At 66.2% G+C, this 21,174-nt stretch carries 20 protein-coding genes and 4 pseudogenes; 13 read left to right on the forward strand and 11 right to left on the reverse strand.

What is annotated here, in order from left to right:
- The first annotated feature begins 32 nt into the window (after positions 1-32).
- Positions 33-1,556, forward strand: coding sequence for an FAD-dependent oxidoreductase (locus tag ACRWNM_RS22505; RefSeq protein WP_431970046.1), 1,524 nt, complete (start codon positions 33-35; stop codon positions 1,554-1,556).
- 269 nt (positions 1,557-1,825) lie between these two features.
- A complete protein-coding gene (locus ACRWNM_RS22510) occupies positions 1,826-2,179 on the forward strand; it encodes a transposase family protein (protein WP_431970216.1) in 354 nt (117 codons plus the stop codon).
- A 54-nt stretch (positions 2,180-2,233) separates the two neighbouring features.
- On the opposite strand, the gene ACRWNM_RS22515 is transcribed toward ACRWNM_RS22510, so the two are convergent.
- Positions 2,234-2,620 carry a winged helix-turn-helix transcriptional regulator gene (locus tag ACRWNM_RS22515; RefSeq protein ID WP_431970047.1) on the reverse strand — a complete coding sequence of 129 codons (387 nt, stop codon included), beginning with the start codon at positions 2,618-2,620 and terminating at the stop codon, positions 2,234-2,236.
- A gap of 134 nt (positions 2,621-2,754) precedes the next feature.
- Between ACRWNM_RS22515 and ACRWNM_RS22520 the strand changes: the two genes are divergently transcribed.
- Entirely contained in the window at positions 2,755-3,570 is an 816-nt protein-coding gene (locus tag ACRWNM_RS22520) for an alpha/beta fold hydrolase (protein WP_431970217.1), read from the forward strand.
- Between the two features lie 245 nt (positions 3,571-3,815).
- Here ACRWNM_RS22520 and ACRWNM_RS22525 read toward each other — a convergent pair whose 3' ends face one another.
- Positions 3,816-4,412, reverse strand: a complete 597-nt coding sequence (locus ACRWNM_RS22525) for an NADPH-dependent F420 reductase (protein ID WP_431970048.1) — start codon at positions 4,410-4,412, stop codon at positions 3,816-3,818.
- 41 nt (positions 4,413-4,453) lie between these two features.
- Positions 4,454-5,287 (reverse strand): inositol monophosphatase family protein, encoded by an 834-nt coding sequence (locus ACRWNM_RS22530; protein ID WP_431970049.1) that lies wholly within the window; start codon positions 5,285-5,287, stop codon positions 4,454-4,456.
- 134 nt (positions 5,288-5,421) lie between these two features.
- Between ACRWNM_RS22530 and ACRWNM_RS22535 the strand changes: the two genes are divergently transcribed.
- Positions 5,422-6,345, forward strand: coding sequence for a LysR family transcriptional regulator (locus ACRWNM_RS22535; RefSeq protein ID WP_431970050.1), 924 nt, complete (start codon positions 5,422-5,424; stop codon positions 6,343-6,345).
- Between the two features lie 237 nt (positions 6,346-6,582).
- Here ACRWNM_RS22535 and ACRWNM_RS22540 read toward each other — a convergent pair whose 3' ends face one another.
- Complete coding sequence (locus ACRWNM_RS22540) at positions 6,583-7,224, reverse strand: TetR/AcrR family transcriptional regulator (RefSeq protein WP_431970051.1); 642 nt, start codon at positions 7,222-7,224, stop codon at positions 6,583-6,585.
- Between the two features lie 84 nt (positions 7,225-7,308).
- Between ACRWNM_RS22540 and ACRWNM_RS22545 the strand changes: the two genes are divergently transcribed.
- Together ACRWNM_RS22545 and ACRWNM_RS22550 are read left to right on the forward strand one after the other, a co-directional pair.
- The gene (locus ACRWNM_RS22545; RefSeq protein WP_431970052.1) at positions 7,309-8,046 is read left to right on the forward strand and encodes an SDR family NAD(P)-dependent oxidoreductase; all 738 of its coding nucleotides are present in this window, start codon (positions 7,309-7,311) and stop codon (positions 8,044-8,046) included.
- 37 nt (positions 8,047-8,083) lie between these two features.
- Positions 8,084-8,230: pseudogene (locus ACRWNM_RS22550) on the forward strand (hypothetical protein); the annotation flags it as partial.
- 62 nt (positions 8,231-8,292) lie between these two features.
- On the opposite strand, the pseudogene ACRWNM_RS22555 reads toward ACRWNM_RS22550, so the two are convergent.
- Both ACRWNM_RS22555 and ACRWNM_RS22560 read right to left on the reverse strand, forming a co-directional pair.
- A pseudogene (locus ACRWNM_RS22555) lies at positions 8,293-8,637 on the reverse strand (IS110 family transposase); the annotation flags it as partial.
- Between the two features lie 194 nt (positions 8,638-8,831).
- Positions 8,832-9,230 (reverse strand): VOC family protein, encoded by a 399-nt coding sequence (locus ACRWNM_RS22560; protein WP_431970218.1) that lies wholly within the window; start codon positions 9,228-9,230, stop codon positions 8,832-8,834.
- 103 nt (positions 9,231-9,333) lie between these two features.
- Between ACRWNM_RS22560 and ACRWNM_RS22565 the strand changes: the two genes are divergently transcribed.
- Positions 9,334-10,329, forward strand: a complete 996-nt coding sequence (locus ACRWNM_RS22565) for a helix-turn-helix transcriptional regulator (protein WP_431970053.1) — start codon at positions 9,334-9,336, stop codon at positions 10,327-10,329.
- Positions 10,330-10,419: 90 nt separating this feature from the next.
- Here the strand turns inward: ACRWNM_RS22565 and ACRWNM_RS22570 are convergent, their stop codons facing one another.
- Both ACRWNM_RS22570 and ACRWNM_RS22575 read right to left on the reverse strand, forming a co-directional pair.
- Complete coding sequence (locus ACRWNM_RS22570) at positions 10,420-10,890, reverse strand: hypothetical protein (protein WP_431970054.1); 471 nt, start codon at positions 10,888-10,890, stop codon at positions 10,420-10,422.
- Positions 10,891-12,131: 1,241 nt separating this feature from the next.
- Positions 12,132-12,971 (reverse strand): SDR family oxidoreductase, encoded by an 840-nt coding sequence (locus ACRWNM_RS22575; protein WP_431970055.1) that lies wholly within the window; start codon positions 12,969-12,971, stop codon positions 12,132-12,134.
- A gap of 92 nt (positions 12,972-13,063) precedes the next feature.
- On the opposite strand from ACRWNM_RS22575, the gene ACRWNM_RS22580 reads away from it, so the two are divergent.
- Positions 13,064-13,420, forward strand: coding sequence for a winged helix-turn-helix transcriptional regulator (locus ACRWNM_RS22580; RefSeq protein WP_431970056.1), 357 nt, complete (start codon positions 13,064-13,066; stop codon positions 13,418-13,420).
- A gap of 227 nt (positions 13,421-13,647) precedes the next feature.
- Here ACRWNM_RS22580 and ACRWNM_RS22585 read toward each other — a convergent pair whose 3' ends face one another.
- Positions 13,648-14,601 (reverse strand): NAD(P)-dependent alcohol dehydrogenase, encoded by a 954-nt coding sequence (locus ACRWNM_RS22585; RefSeq protein ID WP_431970057.1) that lies wholly within the window; start codon positions 14,599-14,601, stop codon positions 13,648-13,650.
- Positions 14,602-14,907: 306 nt separating this feature from the next.
- Here ACRWNM_RS22585 and ACRWNM_RS22590 point away from each other — a divergent pair.
- The 3 genes and pseudogenes from ACRWNM_RS22590 to ACRWNM_RS22600 all read left to right on the forward strand — a co-directional run.
- Positions 14,908-15,338, forward strand: a pseudogene (locus ACRWNM_RS22590) (VOC family protein).
- A 324-nt stretch (positions 15,339-15,662) separates the two neighbouring features.
- A complete protein-coding gene (locus tag ACRWNM_RS22595; protein ID WP_431970058.1) occupies positions 15,663-16,586 on the forward strand; it encodes a decaprenyl-phosphate phosphoribosyltransferase in 924 nt (307 codons plus the stop codon).
- A gap of 133 nt (positions 16,587-16,719) precedes the next feature.
- Positions 16,720-17,094: pseudogene (locus ACRWNM_RS22600) on the forward strand (ISL3 family transposase); the annotation flags it as partial.
- A 514-nt stretch (positions 17,095-17,608) separates the two neighbouring features.
- Here ACRWNM_RS22600 and ACRWNM_RS22605 read toward each other — a convergent pair.
- Positions 17,609-18,241, reverse strand: a complete 633-nt coding sequence (locus tag ACRWNM_RS22605) for a DUF3558 domain-containing protein (protein ID WP_431970059.1) — start codon at positions 18,239-18,241, stop codon at positions 17,609-17,611.
- A gap of 372 nt (positions 18,242-18,613) precedes the next feature.
- Complete coding sequence (locus ACRWNM_RS22610) at positions 18,614-19,717, reverse strand: hypothetical protein (protein WP_431970060.1); 1,104 nt, start codon at positions 19,715-19,717, stop codon at positions 18,614-18,616.
- Positions 19,718-20,329: 612 nt separating this feature from the next.
- On the opposite strand from ACRWNM_RS22610, the gene ACRWNM_RS22615 reads away from it, so the two are divergent.
- Complete coding sequence (locus ACRWNM_RS22615) at positions 20,330-20,710, forward strand: hypothetical protein (protein ID WP_431970219.1); 381 nt, start codon at positions 20,330-20,332, stop codon at positions 20,708-20,710.
- Between the two features lie 117 nt (positions 20,711-20,827).
- Entirely contained in the window at positions 20,828-21,142 is a 315-nt protein-coding gene (locus tag ACRWNM_RS22620) for a hypothetical protein (RefSeq protein WP_431970061.1), read from the forward strand.
- Positions 21,143-21,174: the final 32 nt, after the last annotated feature.

The following is a 21,174-nucleotide window of genomic DNA, read 5'->3' on the forward strand; positions in this document are numbered from 1 at the left end:
CGGGTCAGCGACAATCAGAGGGGAATTTCTTCATGCATGACGTCATAATCGCGGGCGCCGGCCCGATCGGACTGTTCTTGGCCGGCGAACTCGCGGTGGCCGGTTGTGCTGTCCTGGTACTCGAGCAGAACCCGGACCGGGACTCGCCGTTGAAAACACTCCCACTCGGGCTGCGTGGGTTGACCCCCGGTTCCGTCGAAGCGTTCTACCGTCGCGGCATGCTGGACGCACTGCTGAAAGCGTCCGGTGTCGATGCGGCAGCGGTCGGCGCCGTCCCCGATGCCGACCAGACCCCACCTCCCCGGAACGTGAGCCACTTCGCGGGAATAACGCTCGACGCGACCAACATCGAAACCGACGCCCTCCCGCACCGGCTGCCCAGTCCGGCGATGGAACCGATTATGACCAGCCTCGAGGCGGTCACGACGGTGCTGGCGGAGCGGGCCGCCGCGCTCGGTGCGCAGATCGTCCGGGGTGTTCCCGTCGCAGCCGTGGCCCAGGACGACGGCGCCGTTGTCGCGACGGCGGGCGGGCACGAGTACCGGGCGCGATGGCTCGTAGGATGCGACGGCGGTCGCAGCGCGGTACGCCGGCTCGCGGGCTTCGAGTTCGTCGGCACCGAGCCGCTGTTCACCGGCTACGTCGCACGAGTCACCTTCGCCGACCCGCAACAGTTGCGCCTCGGGTTCAACCTGACACCGACCGGTATGTACCTGCGCACGCCCTTCGAAGGACACCTGGGCATGATGGACTTCGACGGCGGCACGTTCGACCGCTCACAGCCGCTGACCCGCGAACACCTCCAAGCGGTCCTGCGCCGGGTCTCCGGCACCGAGGTGACACTGACCGAGGTCCACCTCGCCTCCAGCTTCACCGACCGCGCCATGCAGGTCACGACCTACCGCAACGGCCGCGTCCTGCTCGCCGGCGACGCCGCCCACATCCACTCCCCACTCGGCGGCCAAGGGCTCAACCTCGGCATCGGCGACGCGATGAATCTCGGGTGGAAGCTCGCGGCAACCGTGCACGGCTACGCGCCCGACGGACTGCTCGACACCTACACCAGCGAGCGCCACCCCATCGGCGCATCTGTTCTCGACTGGTCCCGGGCCCAGGTCGCAACCATGCAACCGGGCCCCAATGCAGTCGCCCTGCAGCGGCTGGTCCGCGACCTGATGAGCACCCCAGACGGAACCACCCACGTGTATCGGGAAACATCGGGACTGGCCTACCGCTATGGCCTGGGCAGCCGACAGCCCCTCGCCGGCCACACCGCCCCGGACTTTTGCTTCGACGACGACACTCGCCTCGGTGACCTCCTACAGCAAGGACACGGCGTCGCGCTCGACTTCAGCACCGACCACGCACTCCGGGACGCAGCCCAGGGTTGGCAAGGCCGGATCCATTACGCGGCCGGCCCGGTACACGACAACCTCGGTCTCGGCGCCGTACTGATCCGGCCCGACGGCATCGTGGCCTGGGCGGACGACCATGGCCCCGATCCCGAAGCGTTCCAACAAGCCGCGACCCGCTGGTTCGGCCGCCAGGAACACTGACCGCCCGCCAGCAAAGGCGCACGAACCCGCATCCGGACAGCCCAAGCCACTACGCCTGAGCGCCAGCGACATTCAGCGTTTTCCCCGCCACGAGCACCTCGAAGGGGCCATGAGAACCATCACCCGATCGCGATCATCGGTGAACGTCTTGGCGGCTCACCACCGCCCTGTCGGTGACGCTCCAAAATGCTGATCTCGGACCGTTTGCGGTCCTGCTGCCGCACCTGTCCACTCTGAGGATCGAGACCCTGAGTGCGACAGGGACTTCGGTGCGCATCGAGGCGAGCACCCGAGATGAGCCGGCGGCCTGTCCGGGTTGCGAGGTGTCGGCGCGACGAGTTCACAGTCGCTACGAGCGACGGTTGTCCGATACCGAGATCACCGGTCGTGAAGTGGTGATCAGGCTGCGTGTGAGACGTTTGTTCTGTGACAACAATGCTTGCAGCCGAAGGACTTTCGCTGAGGCATTACCGGCGTTGGCGGCGCGGCATGCTCGCCGCACGACCACGCTGCAACGGCTCCAGTGCGCGGTCGCGTTGGCACCGGGCGGCCGGGCCGGCGCCCGGTTGACCCGGCATCCAGCGGTGCGCCGTCTCGTCTTCGACCCGCTGACGGCCACGTAACGCCGCCACCCACCGTGGGAATCTTCGTGGCTATCGCCGGGATCGACCTGAGGGTCATGCGTGGTCCTCAGGTTTTGGGGCGGCGTCGATCTCGACCATGTGCTCCTCCGCCCACGCCCGCAGCGCGGCCAGCGGATTTTCCAGGGAGAGCCCGAGATCGGTAAGGCGATAGTGAACGCGCGGGGGAACGGTGGGTTCGACGCGGCGGGCGACCAGCCCGTCGCGGGACAGGCTTTGCAGAGTCACCGACAGCATCTTCTGCGATACGCCGGGCATCCGACGCTGCAGTTCGGCGAAGCGCACCTCGCCGGGTGCGGCCTCGGCGAGCAGCTTCACCACCATGGACACCCATTTGGTGCCGAGCCGATCCAGAAGCCGACGGGTCGGGCAGCCCGGAGCGAACAGATCCCCGCGCTGGCCTGTGCTGGTTCGGGTAGTCACCCGGAGCTCACCACCTGTATCAAAAGTGCCGTCTTGGCAGGCTACTTCAGGTTACCTACGGTCAGCTAGTAACTATTGGTAACCGGCTAGCGGAGGATCGAATGTCTCACGAACTGCCAGATCTCACAGTGCGGATGGTGGCAACCAACGGGATCGAAGCGAACGTGGCGATCGCCGGCACCGGACCGGCAGTCCTGCTGCTGCACGGCTTTCCACACACCTGGCAGCTATGGCGCGAGGTGATGGGCCCACTTGTCCGACGACACCGGGTGATCGCGCCGGACCTGCGCGGCCTCGGCGCCAGCACACGAGCACCCGACGGCTACGACGCGGGCACGCTTGCCACCGACGCCGAGGGGCTGCTCGACGCCCTGGGTGAAACCAGCGCCTCCGTCGTCGCGATCGATGCCGGTGCTCCGCCCGCGTTCCTACTGGCGATGCGGCGGCCCGAACGAGTCAACCGGCTGGTGCTCATGGAATCGCTGCTGGGCACGCTGCCCGGTGCCGAAACCTTTCTAGCCGGTGGGCCGCCCTGGTGGTTCGGTTTTCACGCGGTGCCGGGTCTTGCCGAAAAAGTCCTTGCCGGAAACGAATCCGATTACCTCGACTGGTTTCTGACGACCGGAACCCAGGGCCGCGGCATCCCCGCACAAACCCGCGATGCCTTCGTCGCCGCCTACACCGGCACTGATTCCCTGCGGTGCGCTTTCTCCTACTATCGGGCGATGCCCACCAGCGCTGAGCAGATCCGGCGGGCCGTCGACATCGCCCGGCTCACCGTGCCGACGATGGCCATCGGATCCCACCCGGTCGGAACCACACTCGAAAACCAACTCCGTCCGGTCGCCGACACCTTGACCGGGCACTTGATCGAGGACTGCGGTCACATCATCCCCCTCGACCGTCCGGCGACGCTGGTGCCGCTGCTCGTCGACTTTCTCGATTCCTGAAGGGCCAGAAACCGACCGCCGAACCTCCACTCTCCCAACGGGATTCCGTGACGATGTCCGGGCCTGACTGCTGGTGCTGCACGAAGGAGAGGATCGGGCGCGGCCTCGGGCGGAGGCGGCGTTGCACGTCTACTTCAGCCGGGCGCATGCGCCGCTGACCGAGTGGGCGAGCACTCGGTCGCACCGTCGCCGACGGTGGTGGCACCATCGACGAAGCTGTAGGCAGGAGGCGCACTCTGTGCGGGTCAGCGAGCGATCGAGATCGCGAAGGGCGCGAATCCGCTGGATCGGATCACGTGCGGTACGAACAAGATCGCGGCCTCGGCAGCCCGCGCGGTCTCGATCCCGCCGAGGTCCGTGATCCACTCCTGGTGCCAGCCGAGGTCAGCGAGAATCCCTCGGACGACCTGCTTGGCCTCCGGGTCCTTGCCGGAGAGGAACGCGGTTGGCGTCTGGGTGAGCGCGGTGGGCGCGGTCATCACCGAGTGAAGCATCGTGTTGAGCGTCTTGACGACGTGCGTCTCGGGGAGCGACTCCTGGAGTTGCTCGGCGAGGCTCGAGCCGGGGTAGAGCAGGTCGGCGGGGAGTCCGTCCGGTCCGTCGACGGTGGCGTTGGAGACGTCTACGAGGATCTTGCCGCGCAGTTCCTCGCGCAGCGCGGCGAGCCGCTCCAGCGAGCTGGCGCCCGGCGTGGCGTTGATGACGATCTGCGCTGTCCGGGCAGCGTCGGCGGCAGCGCCCGGTGAGCGGTCCGCCACGGTCACTTCGTGCCCGGCCCGGGTGAGGGCGGTGGCCAGGCCGCTGCCGACGCGGCCGCTGCCGAGGATGGTGATCTTGCTCATGGTGAACTGGTCCTCCTGAGGTTTTCTGTTCTGGTCGGTGGTCAGCGGGAGAGCGTGGCTACCGCATCGGCGTGCACGCCGGGCGCCGCTGCCAGGAAGCTGTCGCTCTCCGGGGTCCATGGGCGGCCCTCGGCGGTGGAGATCCGTCCGCCGGCCTCGGCGACGAGCAGCGCCCCGGGAAGCAAGTCCGCGCGGGCTCCGGCGAACTGCCAGAAGGCGTCGATCCGGCCGGCGGCCACGTTCAGCAGGTGCAGGGTGGCGGGCACGGCTGTCCGCACCACGAGCGCGTCGAGGAGCATCTCGGTGATCGAGGAGCCGACGCGCCGGACGACCTTCTCGTCCTCGTCCGGCCTGGCCTGGCTCGTGGCCACGATGCTCAGCCCGAGGTCCGTGGTGCCCGACACGTGCAGCGGCCGGCCGTCGAGGTGGGCGCCGGCGCCGGCGAGCGCGGTGTAGGTCTCGCCGGTCAGCGGCAGGTGGACCGCGGTGAGCACCGGCTGGTTATCGCGCACGAGGGTGGCGGTCACCGCCCACTCCGGCAGGGCGTGCAGGTGGTTGACGTTGCCTTCGGCCGGATCCACGACCCACCATTCGCCGGCAGGCAGAGCGCCGCCATCCAGCTCCTCCTCCACCCAGCGGGCGTCCGGGCGCAGGACTTCGAGGCGGGGGCGCAGGATGTCGAGAACCGTGTTGTCGTTGGCGGCGAGCGCGCGCATCAGCTCTTCGCGGGTCTGGTACTGGACCACGTCGCCGAAGCGCTCCCGCAGTGCCGAACCCGCCGTGCGTACGGCGATCGCGGTCTGTGCGAGCAGGTCGGCGTCGGAGGCGGAGCCGGTGGCTGCGGCAACACCGGTGGTCCGAATCGACTCGGGCATGGCAGTACTCCGATCTGGGCAGGGGTGATGGGGTCAACCGGGCGAGAACCATGGTCTTTTGCGCCCGCATCTCAAAGGTAGGAGGGAGAATCATTAACTTCAAGTGCATGTAAAGCACGGATAGGATGACTCTCATGCAATTGGATTTGAATCTGCTCGCCGCGCTCGACGCTCTCCTGGAGGAAGGCAGCGTGGCCGGCGCGGCCGACCGCCTGCACGTCACCGCCCCCGCGATGAGCCGAAGCCTCGGCCGAATCCGGCGCACGACGGGGGATCAGATCCTGGTGCGCACAGGGCGCACGATGACCCCGACGCCCTACGCGCTCGCCGTCCGGGAACAGGTGCACGACCTGCTGCGGCAGGTCCAGAGCGTGCTGGCGCCAAGCCGTGAACTCGACCTCGCGACGCTCGAGCGCACCTTCACGCTGCGCTGGCACGACGCACTGGTCGCCCTCAGCGGCCCCGCCCTTCTCACAGCCGTGCGCGAGCAGGCGCCGGGCGTGCGTCTGCGCTTCATCGCGGAATCGAGCATCGATACCCCCGAGTTGCGGCGCGGCGAGGTCGACCTCGCCGCGAACGCGGACCGCCCGACCGCACCCGAGATTCGCGCCGATATGGTGGCCGAGACCCAGCACGTCATCGTCGTACGGCGGGGGCATCCGCTCACCCATGTCGAGACCGTCACCGCCGCGCGGTACGCCGCGGCCGAGCACATCACCGTCTCGCGGCGCGGAAGGCTCGGCAACATCATCGATGACGCTCTCGCGCGGCTCGACCTCACCCGACGTGTGGTGGCGACCGCGCCCACCGAACGAGCCGCGTTCGAGTTCGTGCGAGGCTCCGACCTCCTCGTCACAGCCCCCGAATCCACGGCGCGTTCGGCCGCCGCAGATCTCGGCCTGGTCCTGCTCCCGCTCCCGTTCGACCTGCCGCCGGCCCCGGCGTACCTGTCATGGCATCAGCGCTATGACACCGACCCCGCACACATCTGGCTACGCGATCTGGCACGGACCGCGTTGACCAGTGCGATGAGAGGACAGGCTCAGACGGCGCGTTGACACCTGCCGACGCAGCGAACGTGACGACCTCCTACCGAAGCGGTGCAGCTGGTAAGGGCCGCGGGTTCCTGATGCTGGATCCGGAAAAAGATGATTGTTGACGACCGGCTTACCTGGTCACTCTCATGCCTTTCTGGACAAGCCAGCGTTCAGGAACCCGGAATTGTCCGGACACTCTCAACTCTTTCCGGATCGAACACACTGTCCGGCGGATCGTGTGGCCGTGATGGCGCCAAGTTAGTTCTCGCGGGCCGGACTGCGCCCGGTTGCGAGGCGTTTCTGCCCCTCGGGCATGGGCAGGACCGCCAGTGCGGTGTTGGCAATGTTCCGCAGCGTCTCCGCGTCCAGGCCGGCCTTGCCTACCGCCTCGATACCTCGGACCACCGTCAGCAGCAGTGCCGCCAACCGCTCCGGATCCGCAGCGCCATCGATGTCGCCGTGGCGCTGGGCGGCGCTGATCTCCGTCCGCAGCAGGGTCAGCAGTGCCGTCATGGTCTCGGCCGACCGTCCGGCGACCGTCGGATCATGCTGGGCCAGTTCCGCCGCGCCCTTGGCCAACAGGCACCCGCGGCGCTTGGTGTCGGAGGCGGTGTTCTCCGCCATTAGGTGCACGTATCCCGACAGCCGGGCCAAGGCCTCTGCGTCCGGGCCACCTGCCAGCCGCGCTTCGGCCACCTCAACGACTGCGGTGCACCAGTCGCCGAACACACGGTGGAACAGCTTGCCCTTGTCGCCGAATGCGCCGTACAGGCTGCCCTTGCCCAGGCCGGTCGCCTGGGCGATGTCGTCCATCCGGGTTCCTGCATAGCCCGTCGCCCAGAACTGTTCCCGGGCCCGCTCCAGGACTTGGCGTTCGTCGAATGCGCGTGGTCTCGCCATGGTCTCAGCCTATCCATTCTTGACTCGATCGTCCATTACTGCCTATGTTATGGACGATCCATTCCACAACTGAAGGGGTTCGACATGCCAGGCGTGCTGCAGGAGAAGGTGGCCGTGATCACCGGAGGGACCAGCGGGATCGGGCTGGCCATCGCCCACCGCTTCGTCCGGGAGGGCGCACGGGTCTTCGTGACCGGCCGGGACATCGACCGCCTCGAAGCGGCAGTCAAAGAGATGGGCCCTGCGGCCACCGGCGTACGATCCGACGTCTCGGTCCTGGCCGACCTGGACGCGCTCTACGCGCGAGTCCGCGAGGAGGCCGGACGCATCGACGTGCTGGTGGCCAACGCGGGAATCGTCGCGGACGCCGAGCTCGGCGCCCACACCGAGGCGAACGTCGACCTGACGCTCGCCGTCAACGTCAAGGGCCCACTATTCACCGTTCAGAAGGCGCTTCCGCTGCTGGCGGAGAACGCCTCCATCCTGGTCGTCGGCTCGAGCAACAGCGTGCGGCCCAATGAGCAACTCGAGGTCTACAGCGCCTCGAAGGCGGCGGTGAGCAACCTCGTGCACAACTGGGCCCGGCAGTCGCGGGAGCGCCGATTCCGGGTCAACGTGCTCAGCCCGGGACCCACGCGGACCCCTGGCCTGCTGGGCGCCGCGGGGCCGGACGTCGACCGGTTCGCCGAGGCCGTCGTGCCACTGGGGCGGCTGGCCGACGCCGAGGAAATCGCCGCGGCCGCCCTCTTCCTGGCTTCGGACGCCTCGTCGTTCGTCACCGGCGCCGAACTCTTCGCCGACGGCGGCTACACCCGGGCCTGAACCACGGCCGGTGGTGCGCATCCGTTCCCTCGAAGCGATGGGGCGCACTCCCGGCCGCGCGCGTGCGTCGTACGAGGCCCAGTGCGCCGGGAGCAACGAGATCGTGGCCGCGGCCTCTTTGGATGACGTCGGCCGCCATCCCGACTGCCGCTCCGGCAACGCCAACCTCCGCTGGATCCTCATCCATTCCATCTCGTCGTCGTGGAGTGCGGCGAAGGCGACCGAGTGCGCGTCGACGGTGTCGGTCTTGCGGCCGTTGCCGGTGGCGAAGACTCGCACTTGCGCGGAGAGTTCGGCGGGAACGTCGATGACGAGTTCCCCGTCGTGGACCAGGCGGTGGGCGAGGTGGCGGCCGATGCCGTTGCAGCCCTCGACTGCCCAGATCCGATCGGTGAATCGTTCTGCAGCGGTGAGCATTTGCTGATATCCGGCGGTGTCGGTGGCGTATCGGCCGGTGGCCAGGACACGACCGGTGGGGTCGATGGCTTCGACGGTGGCAGAGCGTTTGTGTGGATCCATTCCGATGATGACGGTCATCGCTGTGGCCTCCCGTGGTCTGCGGACCTGTGGTGTCCGTGCCGGGGAGGGCATTGCTAGTTCGAGCGTGGGGCAGTCCCCTTTCGAGCCACTCCGGCACGGCACCCGGTGGGAGGCAAGCCAATTAGTGAGTCACACCAATCTTGACGGCGGGCAGCCGCTGAGAGAGCGCTCCCGCCGGGCACCTGGAGCCGATCCTGGCCGGGATCAGGCCCTGGCACCAGGGTTAAGTAGCCGATGAGCGGATATCAACCGGCGAACTTCGCGGCGGCCTGCGCGGTGACCGGGGTGAAGAGGTTGATCAGGTTGCCGTCGGGATCGCGAAACAGCAACGACCGGTTCCCCCACGGCATCGTCGTGGGCTCGTTGACGAAATCCTCGACCGTATCTCGCAACCGCCGATAATCGGCATCGACGTCGGGGACCAGGAATTCGATGATCGCGGTGTGATTGTCGGCTGGGTGCGCGCTGCCCGCAGCGAACAGCGCCACGGTGCGGGTGCTTCCGATCGCGAGGGTGCCGGCCGGTGTGACGATTTCGGCGAAATCCGGTGTAGCCCAGTTTGCTTCGACGCCGGCCACGTGCTGATAGAAACTGACCAGCCGCTGGATGTCGTCAGTGATCAGACGGATCGAGACGAGCTTCATTGTGTGCTCCTGCTGTCGGATGAGGCGGAGGTTCCACCGCCGCACGCCACGGTAGAGCCGATACCGGACAGTTTCCGCCCGGTATGGATGCGAGAATTTCCCGATGACGCGCCCCACCGCCCGAGTGCTGGCCCTGCTCGAGCTGTTGCAGACCGGCGGTACTCATACCGTCGGCGAACTCGCCGGACGGCTCGGCGTCGATGAACGCACCGTCAGGCGATACGTCACACATCTCACCGACCTGGATATCCCGGTCCGATCGGTGCGGGGCCGCTACGGGGGATACCGGCTCGCTCCCGGATACCGAATGCCACCGCTGATGCTGACCGACGACGAGGCGGTGGCCGTGTTACTCGGGCTCCTCACCAGCCGCGGCGCCGACCGGCCGACAGCGGCCGCCCGCGCAGCCGACAGCGCGACGGCCAAACTCCGCCGTGTCCTACCCCCACGTCTGACGGCCTGGCTGGACGCACTGATCAACACCGTCGAATTCACCGCCGACGCGCGCCCGGAAGTGGCTGTCGAGACCGCCGTCCTGCTCCGGCTCGCCGAGGCCACCCGCGAGCACCGACCGGTCGCAATCGGGTACACCGACCGAAACGGGCGGTCCAGCCAACGGACCGTGCACCCCTACGGGCTCGTCGACCACTCCGGCCGGTGGTATCTGACAGGGATGGACAGCAACAGCGACGAACTACGCCAGTTCCGGCTGGACCGCATCACCGCGGTGAGCACACAGCCCGGAACGTTCGCTCCGCCCACCGGATTCGAGCCAGCCGCTCATCTGCTGTCCGCATTGGCCAACGCGCCCTATCGGCACGAGGTATCGATCCGAGTCCAGGGCACGCTCACCCAGGTCCGCCCGCTGCTCCCTGCGACGATCGCGACCGTGCATGAGATCGACTCGCAGCCCGCTGACACCAACCCGTGGGTCCGGATCCGAATCCGCGCCGAACAACTCGACTGGATTCCCGCCCTCCTCGCCGGCCTGAACCGACCGTTCATCATCGAGCACCCCGACACACTCAACGACGCCGTACGCGCCCTGGCCCGCCGACTCACCGCAGCCGCCGACGGCCGATACCAAACCCATAGGTAGCAGCCCGGACGCTCGGTAATGCCGCATATCGCGCGCCAGGACAGCTTGGCCCGGCGCCTCGGAGGCACGCGCGCTCATGCCAATGTCATGTCACTTCAGCCGACTCCAGACCAGCCACTGCTCGCGGTAGGCGTGCTGTTGCTCGACAGTCGAAACCTTCGACGCGGGCGCAGGCGAAAATATGTACCGGTAGCCGCGACCTCGCGACACACCTGCGATTGCAGTACGAAAAACGTTACGAAGGCCGCACCGGTAGCGGGCCCACAACTCGAACCCACCACCCATCTGACTGCTCATCGGGGTCGGCCAATACTCCGGCCGTGCGCCGACAACCAAAAATCGAAAACCACTGCGCTCCGGGAGTTTTCGCACCGCCGCGAACCCATCGAACACATCGTCGCTATCAGCGACCCATTCCCCGCCCGCCCCATCGGTCAACGTGACTCGCCACCGACCTGTTTCAAGGGCTCTCGCTGTCACCGGCCAGCGCTGGATGCGTCCGTCGGGCGAACGCACCGCCACCAGATCGCGGCATTCGCCGCGCAACTCATCAGACGTCACAAGTCCCCCTGACCACCGCCATTTCAACAGCTACCACGAGGCTGGGGGCAGGAGCCGGCCGCTGAGGACGGGACGGTCGTCGAGGTACTACCGAGGCACCCCGACGCCGAGGTTCTCTGCAAGCCTGTAGAACATTCCGCGGGACCCCAAGGGGCCGTATTCGTGTTCTTCGGGTCGGGCGCCGAGGGCCTGCATCTCGGTGTCGAAGCGGTGAGAGTCGCTGCCTGTCCGTGCGAAACGTCCGTGCTGTCGAGTCCGGTGATGAGGCGGCCGTCCTCGGCGTACTGGAACACCACTCCCGGTTTCCCGGTGGCGTGCAGCTCCAGTGCCGCGGTTTCGATCGAGGCGCGCAGCACCAGTCCTCGGTCTTGGATACCTTTCCAACTACCGTGCGCCCACGCCCATGCCCAGCTTCGGTAATGCCCTGCGGTGACCACATATCCGCCGTGTACGTAGAGAAGGTTGCCCAGCTCGTGGTGGAAGTCAGCCCGCGTATCGGCACGGTGTTTTGGTCGACGCCCATCCGCTCCAATAGCTCTCGGGCGTTGATCTGACGCGCGAAGGTGAGGCTGACCAGCGGCAGATCCGCGTCGTACATCCACCCCAGGCCACCGGTCGTGGTGTTCACGACGCCCCCGGTTCGTTGATCGCGATCAAGGTCGGAAACCAGTCCATGATCATGAAACCAGGCGTCGTCATCAGCTGAAGCAGTCACAGCGGCTGACACTGCCACGAGCCACCGACAACCATGACCGGGCCCGCGCGAGACCGTCGTCTAGAAGCGACGGCCACTCCGGCGGATAAGCCGGTTCCATGCGCCGGGCTGTTGCGGGACTCGATGGAAGTCCAACGTCTGGAAATGCCGCTGTGCGCGCGGTCATGAACGTCCGCTTCTGCCTGCGGGTTCAGGCGGTCATCGCAACGCTTGGTTGAGTGCTTCTGATGGTGTCTTGAAGCCGAGGGTTTGTCGAGGTCGTTGGTTGAGTTCGTCGGCGATGGCATCGAGGTCGGTTTGGGTGTAGTCGCGCATGTCGACGGTGCGGGGAAGGTATTGGCGGACGAGACCATTGATCCGCCCGGCTGGGGCGAGCCCACATGTGGCGAGGCGGCAGAATGTACATGCCAACGAGGGTGGGCCGCAGTGTGTCCGAAGGGGGCTCACGAATCCAACTCGGCCACAGCATGATCCGACATCGCCGGACATGCCTACCAGTGCCGAACCATGCGACTGCGGTTGCGTCTCAGCGGAACGCGGCGATATTGCGAGCGACCCAGTCCGCGAACGGGCGCGGGGCACGACCGAGGACCTGCTGCACGTGCGGGCTGATCCGCAGTTCGGAGGGGCTCGGTGAGCCGATGATGTCCAGGGTGTCATCAGCGAGTTCAGCTGGTACGAAACGGATCATCTCGGCCTTGGCCTCCTCGCGGGTGAGGTCGTGGAACCGCACTGGCGAGCCGAGCGTGGCGGCGATGGTCTCCGCCTGCTGGCGCGGGGTGATCACCTCCGGCCCGGTCAACTCGTACACGCCACCGGTGTGCCGGTCGTCGAGTAGGCAGGCCGCCGCGACCTCGGCGATGTCGGCCGGGTCTACGATCGGCACCCCGATGTCTCCGAAGGGCGCGGCGACCACCTGTCGCGTGCGGACCGATTCCATCCAGGCAAAGGCGTTGGAGGCGAAGCCACCCGGGCGCAGGATGGCCCAGTCCATGCCGGACTCTCGCGCCGCGTCCTCCACCGCGCGCATGGCGACCCGCGTTGTCCCGAGCGGCCTGGTCACCACGCCCTGCGAGGACAGCAGGACGATCCGGCGGATGCCGCTGTCGGCGGCCAGTCCGATGATGCCGGCTGGCTTGGCCCCGGGGGCATGCAGGTCGCCGGACAGCAGCAGGAACAGCGCTTTCGCCTCTGCCAGTACTGGTTTGAGGCCCGTCGGCTCAGCGAGGTCGACAGTCACGTGCCGCACGCCGTCCGGTACGGCCACCGTGTTCCGTGACACCGCCGTCACCTGTTCACCAGCCTCGGCCAGCGCCCGCGTCAACGGTCGGCCGATGTTGCCGGTAGCCCCGGTCACCACAATCATGTTCAGCTCCTTTGTCGGATGTGCACTGTGGACATGACGCTAGGAGCCGGGCTGACAATTAGTAAGGACATACCTTTGAGTAAGCTCATGACATGGTGGGAGGTGCGCAGCCAGCACAGGCCGAGGCGGGCAAGCGGTATGAGGTGTTTCACACCGACTGCCCCGCGCGTGATGTGCTCGACCACATCACCAGTAGGTGGGGAGTCTGGGTGCTGATCTCCCTGCGCGGCAACGACCTTCGGTTCTACGAGCTGCGCGAGAGCATCCGCGGCATCAGCGAGAAGATGCTCGCCCAAACCCTGCGCGCGCTGGTACGGGACGGCCTGGTCTGGCGCGAGGTCGAGCCGACGACCCCGCCCCAGGTCACCTACGGCCTCACCCAGTTCGGCCGAGACATCGGCGAACCGCTCGAGGAGCTGTTCGACCGGATCGGCCGCAGCCGTCCTTGACTCTCGCGGGCATAGGTGCCCGGTCGATGCTGGTGTACACGCGCGTACGAATACGGCTCGGCGAGCGTTCGCGAACGCACGCACATGCCGCGATCCGCGCGATCCTGAGGGCAGGGCGCCAGCCGCCGAACACACTCAACTGCCGCCTACAGCGATGAGCGAAGCGGCCACGTCGTGGTAGCCGGCGGGCCAGACCGGTTGCGGCTCAGAACATCCGGTAGTGCCGATCAGCGGATCTCGACCACCACTTTGCCCAGGGCGCGTCCCGCACCGACGTGTGCCAGCGCGTTCGCGGTCTCGTCGAGGGGGAAACTGCGGTCGATGTGGATACCGATCCGTCCCGCGACACACGACTCCGCGAGGGGTGTGAAGTGCGCGGGCCCTTCCTTTACCGCGAGGACGCCGAGCCCGCGGCCGGTCACCATTCCGGCGACCACTCCGACCGTCGTCAACCGCAGCAACGCGCGCGTGGTGCCGCCCACGCAGCGGTACCGGCCGCCACGCGCGACCGACCTGCGATAAGCGAAGACCGACCGGTGGGCGACGAGGTCGAGTACCCGGTCGTACGGTCCGGTTCGGGTGAAGTCCTCAGCGCGATAGTCGATGACCTCGTCGGCGCCGAGCGTGCGCATGAACGCCAGTTTGGCGGCGTTGTCCACCCCGGTCACATGCGCCCCGGCACTCTTGGCCAACTGGATCGCAAACGCTCCGGAACCGCCGCCCGCTCCGTTGATCAACACCGACATACCGGCTGCGATGCCGGCCGTGCCCTGCAGTGCGATCGCCCCCGCCTGTGGCAGCGTCGACGCCTCGGCGAAGCTCAGCGACACCGGTTTGTGAGCCAGCGCCGATTCAGGAACCACCGCATATTCCGCGAACCCGCCCTTGAGCATGAGATTGTCGCCGTAGACCTCGTCACCCGGTGCAAATAGTGTGACCTCGGAGCCGACGACTTCGACCCGTCCGGCGATATCGGATCCGAGAACCGGGCGTCTGGGTGCCCGGAGCCCGCCGATGCGCGAATACAGCGGCGTCCCCCGCAGTGTCTCCCAGTCGGAGAGGTTGATCGACGTCGCGTGCACTTGGACGAGCACCTGTTTCGGCCCTGGGGAAGGCGCTGGGACCTCCACGATCGACAGCACCTCGGGGCCGCCGTAGCGGTCGTACACGACGGCCCTCATGCGATTCCAGCACCGAGGATCGAGCGACAGCCTGACACACGACAAACTCTAGTCGGCGGGCCGCCCCGCGACCGGCGAACTGTGCGTCGGCATTCGGCGCGACTCGCCGAACCCTCTCCCGCAAACCAGCAACGTCCTGTATTACCGCGTGACGCGCGGGTCCGACAGGCCACGCGAAACACCCCAAAGATTAACGGGCCGAGACTATCTCGACATCCACCAACGCACTGAAATGCCGATGACCAGATCTGCGGCTCGATGTAATCCGTTGGTGGACACTGCAGTTCGCACTACGGTCTACCAGCTATGGACGTCCCAGTACCTGATTGCGCCACAGCCCGGATCGACTGCGTAACAATCGACTCCGCAGACCCAACTCGACTTGTCGACTTCTGGGGAACACTGCTCGGCTACGTTCGCCTGGAGAACTTCACCGCCTCCATCCGCATCGGCCCGTCGGACGGTCGTGGCCCGGTGCTGCTCTTTACTCCTCAGCAACCGGCACCAACGTCGAAGAATCGGCTCCATTTCGATTTGCGCCCACACGATCGCGAGGCGTGGACAGGGCTCTCGCGCTCGGCGCGACCCGAGCCCAGTGGGGTTCGACGATCGAATCATGGACAGTGCTTGCGGACCCGGAGGGCAACGAATTCTGCGTTCTGCAGTCGGAGCGTGACTACGCCGCCTTCGCAGCTCGCCGACGAGGCGAAGCCACCGTCGCCCCGACGGATGACTGACGCGCAGCCGGCGCGCCTGGCGCTGAAACGCAGCATAATCAGCGTAAGGCGTTTTGTGTCAAGCGGTTCCACTAAGTATGCCGATGTGCGGACCTTCATGAACGGGAGTGCTGGATTTGTGGCTCTTCACAGTCGAGGGTGTAGTCGGGGGTCCGCTGCCCCGCCGCAAGGGAGGCGGAGTGATGCTCCTCGGTCGGCGGTTGATGTCGCTGACGAACACAAAGTCTCGTGAAAACGCGTCACAAACTGCCGTGACACGTGCGGGCCGGTTAGTCTTCTGACCGGGTGAGCTATGGAGCGTAGGGGAAGGCGGGGCCACCGAACATGACGAGTAACCTTCAAACGACGCGAGATCAACGAGCGGGCACCACCAACCTGGCGGTCGGTGTAATCAAGGCGATGCGACCTCGGCAATGGATCAAAAACGTGCTGGTGGTCGCTGCACCGTTGGCGACGCTCGGTGGCCACGTGCATTACGACTACCGCGACGTCCTCTACAAGGCCGGCATCGCATTCGTCGTGTTCTGTTTGGCGGCGTCATCGATCTATCTGATCAACGACGTACGCGATGTGGACGCAGACCGGCAACACCCGACCAAGCGGTTGCGGCCTATCGCGGCTGGCGTTGTCGCGCCCACGCTGGCGTACGCGATCGCTGTCGGGCTGATTGGTACTTCGTTGGCTATGGCACTGGTCACCGTGCCAGCGCTCGCACTGGTGATTGCGGTCTATCTCGTGATCCAGCTCAGTTACTGCTTCGGCCTCAAACACCAGGCGGTACTCGATATCGGCATCGTCTCCTCGGCCTATCTCATCCGCGCGGTCGCCGGCGGCGTGGCGACCGGTATCCCGCTGTCTCAGTGGTTCCTGCTGGTGATGGCGTTCGCGTCGCTGTTCATGGTGGCAGGCAAGCGCTACGCCGAACTCCAGCTCGCCGAACGCACCGGCGCCAAGATCCGCAAATCGTTGGAGAGCTACACCGGCACCTACCTGCGATTTGTATGGACGATGTCGGCTACTGCCGTCGTCGTGTTCTACGGGCTGTGGGCGTTCGAACGCGACGGGCATTCCGGGCAATGGTTCGCGGTATCGATGATCCCGATCACCCTCGCGGTCTTGCGGTACGCCGTAGACGTCGACAGCGGGACTGCCGGCACACCTGAAGACATCGTCCTGCGCGACAGGGTGCTGCAGCTTCTTGGTGCTATCTGGATCGCGACCATCTGCCTCGCAATATCGGTTGCTTGAATACGTTCGCTTGGCCCCGTTGGCTTCGCAGATGATGGTGTAGAAAGCGCCAGGCGCGTCGCTGGCTCGGCAAGACCGTGGTCTTCCGACGATCGAGGTTCACACGCCGCCGATCCGGAAGACTCGACCTTGTCTGACGGACGCTACCTGCTTCGCCTGCCCCGACCTGACCACGTTCTGCCGCGTCGACGAACTCGGCTTGCAGGTCGTCGGGCAGCGACTCGACACCGATCGCGCGGTGCTGGCCTGCCGGGTCGTCGACCCCGACCAGTGGTGTCGCCGATGCGGTTGCGAGGGATCACCACGCGACAGCGTGACCCGGCAGCTGGCGCACGAGCCGCTGGCGTGGCGACCCACGACGCTGCTCGTCACGGTCCGCCGCTACCGATGCTCCGGGTGCGGACACGTGTGGCGCCAGGACACCAGGCGCGCGGCCGAGCCGCGGGCCAAACTCTCGCGCCGCGGCCTGCGGTGGGCATTGGAGGCGATCGTGTGCCAGCACCTGACTCGAAATGCCTCCTGGGCGCTGACTGAATCGGCCGACCCGGTTGGTGGTGGAACTGAGAGAGGAATTCTGAGCTGTTCTTCGTGCTGCTCAGGCGACATGGAGTACGTAGTGCGCACATCTTGCCGGGGTGAGATATCGGTTACACACTCCTCAAATGCCCGCATATTGAGACGGAGACGCAATGTCGTCTCTCCCCTGCCACAGCCCCATGATTCGGCGCGACGAGAGCGGGGATCGTGGTTGATCGGCTAGGCAGTGGTGGAACAGCTACCACCGGTCCGCGGAACCTGGACACCGAGTCCAGCGCGGACGGAGGTCCCCAGAACGGTCTTCAACCACATTGCCATCACCAAGTCGGTATAGGCATCCTGAAATGCCGATGAGCGGTCGAATCGGCCCTTTGATCCCTGGGTTCACGCAGCAGAACTGGCACTGACAGGGGCGTGGGTCGGTGTGTCCGAGAATAGGCTTCGGGCAAAGATGAGCAGGACCATTGCACCCGAGCGTCAGTGCGTCAGGGTATGTGGTTGACCAGGGAGTTAGCGATGCGCTGGGCATCGTCGCAGGAGTTGAATCCGTCGGTGCCGCCCTGAGGGTTCCAGATTCGTGACGCCAAGAGCAAAATGTCACCACCGAAAGACGCCGGTACCGCGATGTAGCACCCGAGCTTGTGAGTGTCTTGCGCCGCACGGAATTGCTGAGATTTACGGCCGGCCACCGTGACCGAACTGAAGTCGACGTACTTACCGGTCTGGCGCAGCTCACCTACCGGCATGCCATAGGCCGTGACGTAGAACTCGAGCGCGTTGTCGGCGGTCTTCCATTTGCAGGACTTCTCGGTGGGGAAACCGGGATTCGAGATCGGTTGCTCGCTGGCGACGTTCAAGCCCGCACTCGCGAGCGCGGAATCGGGAGTGTCACAAGGGTTCCAGCTGCCGGCGGGCCGATCCGTGTCCGTGCCCGGCGCCGCCGTCGTGGACTCGGACGCGACGGTCGTCGCCGGGGCTGGAACCGATGTCGGCGCCGCTGTGGTCGCGGTGACTGCATTGGCCGAGGTGACCGTGTTGTTCGGGGTGCTCGGCGCGGACGTGCTGTCATTCGAGGCGGGACCACATCCGGCAAGCAGCAGTGCGGCACCGAGTGCCATCGTTGCGACGCTGATCGATCGCGTTGTCGTACGACTCATGAATGCATATTCGCGCCTCGGAACAGGTTGTTACACAGGATCATTGCAGAGCTGAAGACATCAGAAAGTCAGCAGTCCACGTGTTCCGCCGCCAAAAGGTGCTGATCATCTCCGATTAGCCGGCTATCTGCGCGCCGCTTACGGGTCGAGCCGAGCAGATCGGACCGCGGCCTGCCGAACGCATGCAAATGCCGATTTCAGGATGGGTCGAGCTGTCCCTGGCCGGCTTCTACCGTGTGCGGTTGCGCTGTGGCCCAGGCGCGGAACGCGACCACCCACTCCCGCCCTGGGGACGGGATAGCGGGCGGGGATTTCGGGTGCCGATCCGACGCGTCAGGTGAGCCGGTCCGGTCCGGCCTCCTCGGGTGCCTCGGGGCTCTCGAGCGACGCCGTGATCGCCGCTCCGGGGGCTGCACTGACCTTGTGGCCGTTGGCTATGGCCCAGGCTCTGATCGCGCTGCTCGCGGCGCTGTCTTCCGGGCTCACCTGCGGCGTCCAGCGGCCATACCGCACGCTTTCAGCGCTCATCCCGTGTGCGGTGAGAAGCCGCGAGAGCTGTTCGAACTCGGTCGGTGTCACGAAGGCCAGGTAGTAGTTTTGCCCGGATTCCAGCGACGCCAGGACAGTACCGAGGGCGAAGGCGTGCTCACCGATCTGTTCGAGGAACGCTTCGATGTAACCGACGCGATCGTCGGCTGGCACGACGAAGGTGGCGGCCCAATCCCAGGGCAGCGCTGTGGGATAGGAGCTCAGCGATGTCAACTGCTCGCGGACAGACTGGAGATCGGCCTCGCGGGAGATGACCGCCATATCCGCGGTCCCGTTTGGAGATTCGGCGTCGCGAAACGATTCGGCGCCGTCAGGGGTGAGGTGTGCCCGTCGTTGGGCCATGATGGCCCGCACGCGGAACTCGGCATCGGGTTGCCGGCGGGCCCAGTCATGGGAGTAGGCCGCGTCCTGCGAGGTCTGGCGCACTATGCGGTCCGGTTCGGGCGGGGCGGGCCAGAACTGTAGGAGGTAACGGTCCTGTAGTGGCTCATCGTCGAGCCTGACGTCCTTCTCCCGTGCCTGGTCCATGCCCTGCGCGCAGTACCGCACCCGGTAGTCGAGCCCTTCTTTCAAGTCCAGTTCCCAGGAGTCCTCGCCTGCCCACTGCACCAGGAAGCTTCGATCCGAGAGCGGGTAGAAGGAGACCTCCACGACGTCTTCCCATGCCGGATCCAGCGGAGGAGCCTGGCCGCGCACTTCGACGGTGAAGCCGACGTCGCCGGTGTGCAACCCGGTGTGCAGGAAAAGTGCGCCGGGTACCGCGGCGCCGCACAGTCCTGAGTTCTGTCCGGCGAACGCCTCGTGCATGCGCGGGCCGTAGCCCCCAAGGGCACTCTCGACATAGATCTGGCTGTAGGAGACACCTACCTCGCCATCGAGCCTGAACACTTCTCACACCATCCCAACCGGCGAGAGCCCACCATCGCCGGGCCGCGAGGCCCCAAATAGCGAGGGGGCGTTCATCTCAGCAGGGTCGGTGCCGACCAGCTCGAGGGCGAAAGGGCCGTCAGGAGTGTGGTGCGGTCTGGTTCGGGAACGGGTCATGCACGGCAGCGTAGAGAAGCCCACTGACACGGGGCTCCCGAACTTCGCGGCATGAACATTCTGAAGCGGTTCACAGAATGCGGCATTTGCTCGGTGCGCATCGGCGACCGCCGACCGGGCGGCCTCGCAAGGGTTCTCAGAGCAGCTCAGGCAGGATCGGCTCAACGCATACAACGCCTTTGCGGACGCTGCGGTCGAGTATCGAAGCGCGGAGAACGACCGATGGTTTCGCCTCCAGGAGGGCGATGACGGAGCTACTCGATCGGCCGAACAGACTGCTCATTCGAAGCGAACCGTGGCCCGAAGTACGCTCCTTCGCATCGGCTTGCCGACGAACGACACGCGATTGCGAGAGCTCGGCAGCGAAGCCATTCAGGTATGCAGGTCGATCTCGCGCGCGAATAGTCCCGAACAGCGGGAAGAGCGCGGTGATCAAGCCAAGGCTCTGATCGATACATTCGTCGAGCGCGCCGCGGCTCAGGTTCAGTCTCCGTCAACCCAACGGCGAGTACCGGATACATCGACTGGTGGGCGCGGGCCCGCGACGTGGTGGCCTTCCTCCGGGTGGATGCGGCGCGCCCAGCGGTTTCCCCGGCCGCCCAAGCCCTGATCGAGAAGCTGTCGGCAGCCAGCCACGAGTTCCGCCAGATCTGGGTCGAGCACGACATCAAGGCTCCGGAGCACGGCAGCCACCGATACCGGCATCCGCTGATCGGCGAGCTCGAATTGATCTACGAGACACTCCAACTGCCCGGCCATCCCGACCTCGCTTTGGTCGTGCACACCGCAGAGGAGGGTTCCCCCGCCCAGGAAGCCCTCCGCATCCTGATGCAGTAGTCCCCTACATCGCCGCACCGTCACACTGGGCCGCGTGGCCCACCCCGATGCCCGCACCCTTACCCTCGATACGATCGCGGCGGCCCATCCGCTCGACCAGGTGACCAGGAGGAGCAGATGAACGCCACCGTGCTACGGACCGGCCTCGGCATGGCGGCCGCCGCGCTGCTGCTGGCGGGCTGCACCGATATCGAACGGGCCCTCAACAAGGGCGGCGACACACCGTGCAACGAGTACGTCACCCAGGATCCCGACACCAAGCGCATGACGATCACGAAGTTCGTCAAGCAGCAGACCGGGGACGACCGCGAGCCCGCGGGCACCGTCGTCGACGCCACCATCATCTCCGTCGACCTGCTCTGCGCGACCCAGCGCAATGCCGAGACGCCGATCAAGAACGCCGACGTGGCGGGCATCTTCCTCAACAAGTAATCCGCACGCGATGCCGTCACGCACGGTGTGCC

It is taken from the genome of Nocardia sp. bgisy134 (assembly GCF_965341865.1).
GTDB lineage: Bacteria > Actinomycetota > Actinomycetes > Mycobacteriales > Mycobacteriaceae > Nocardia.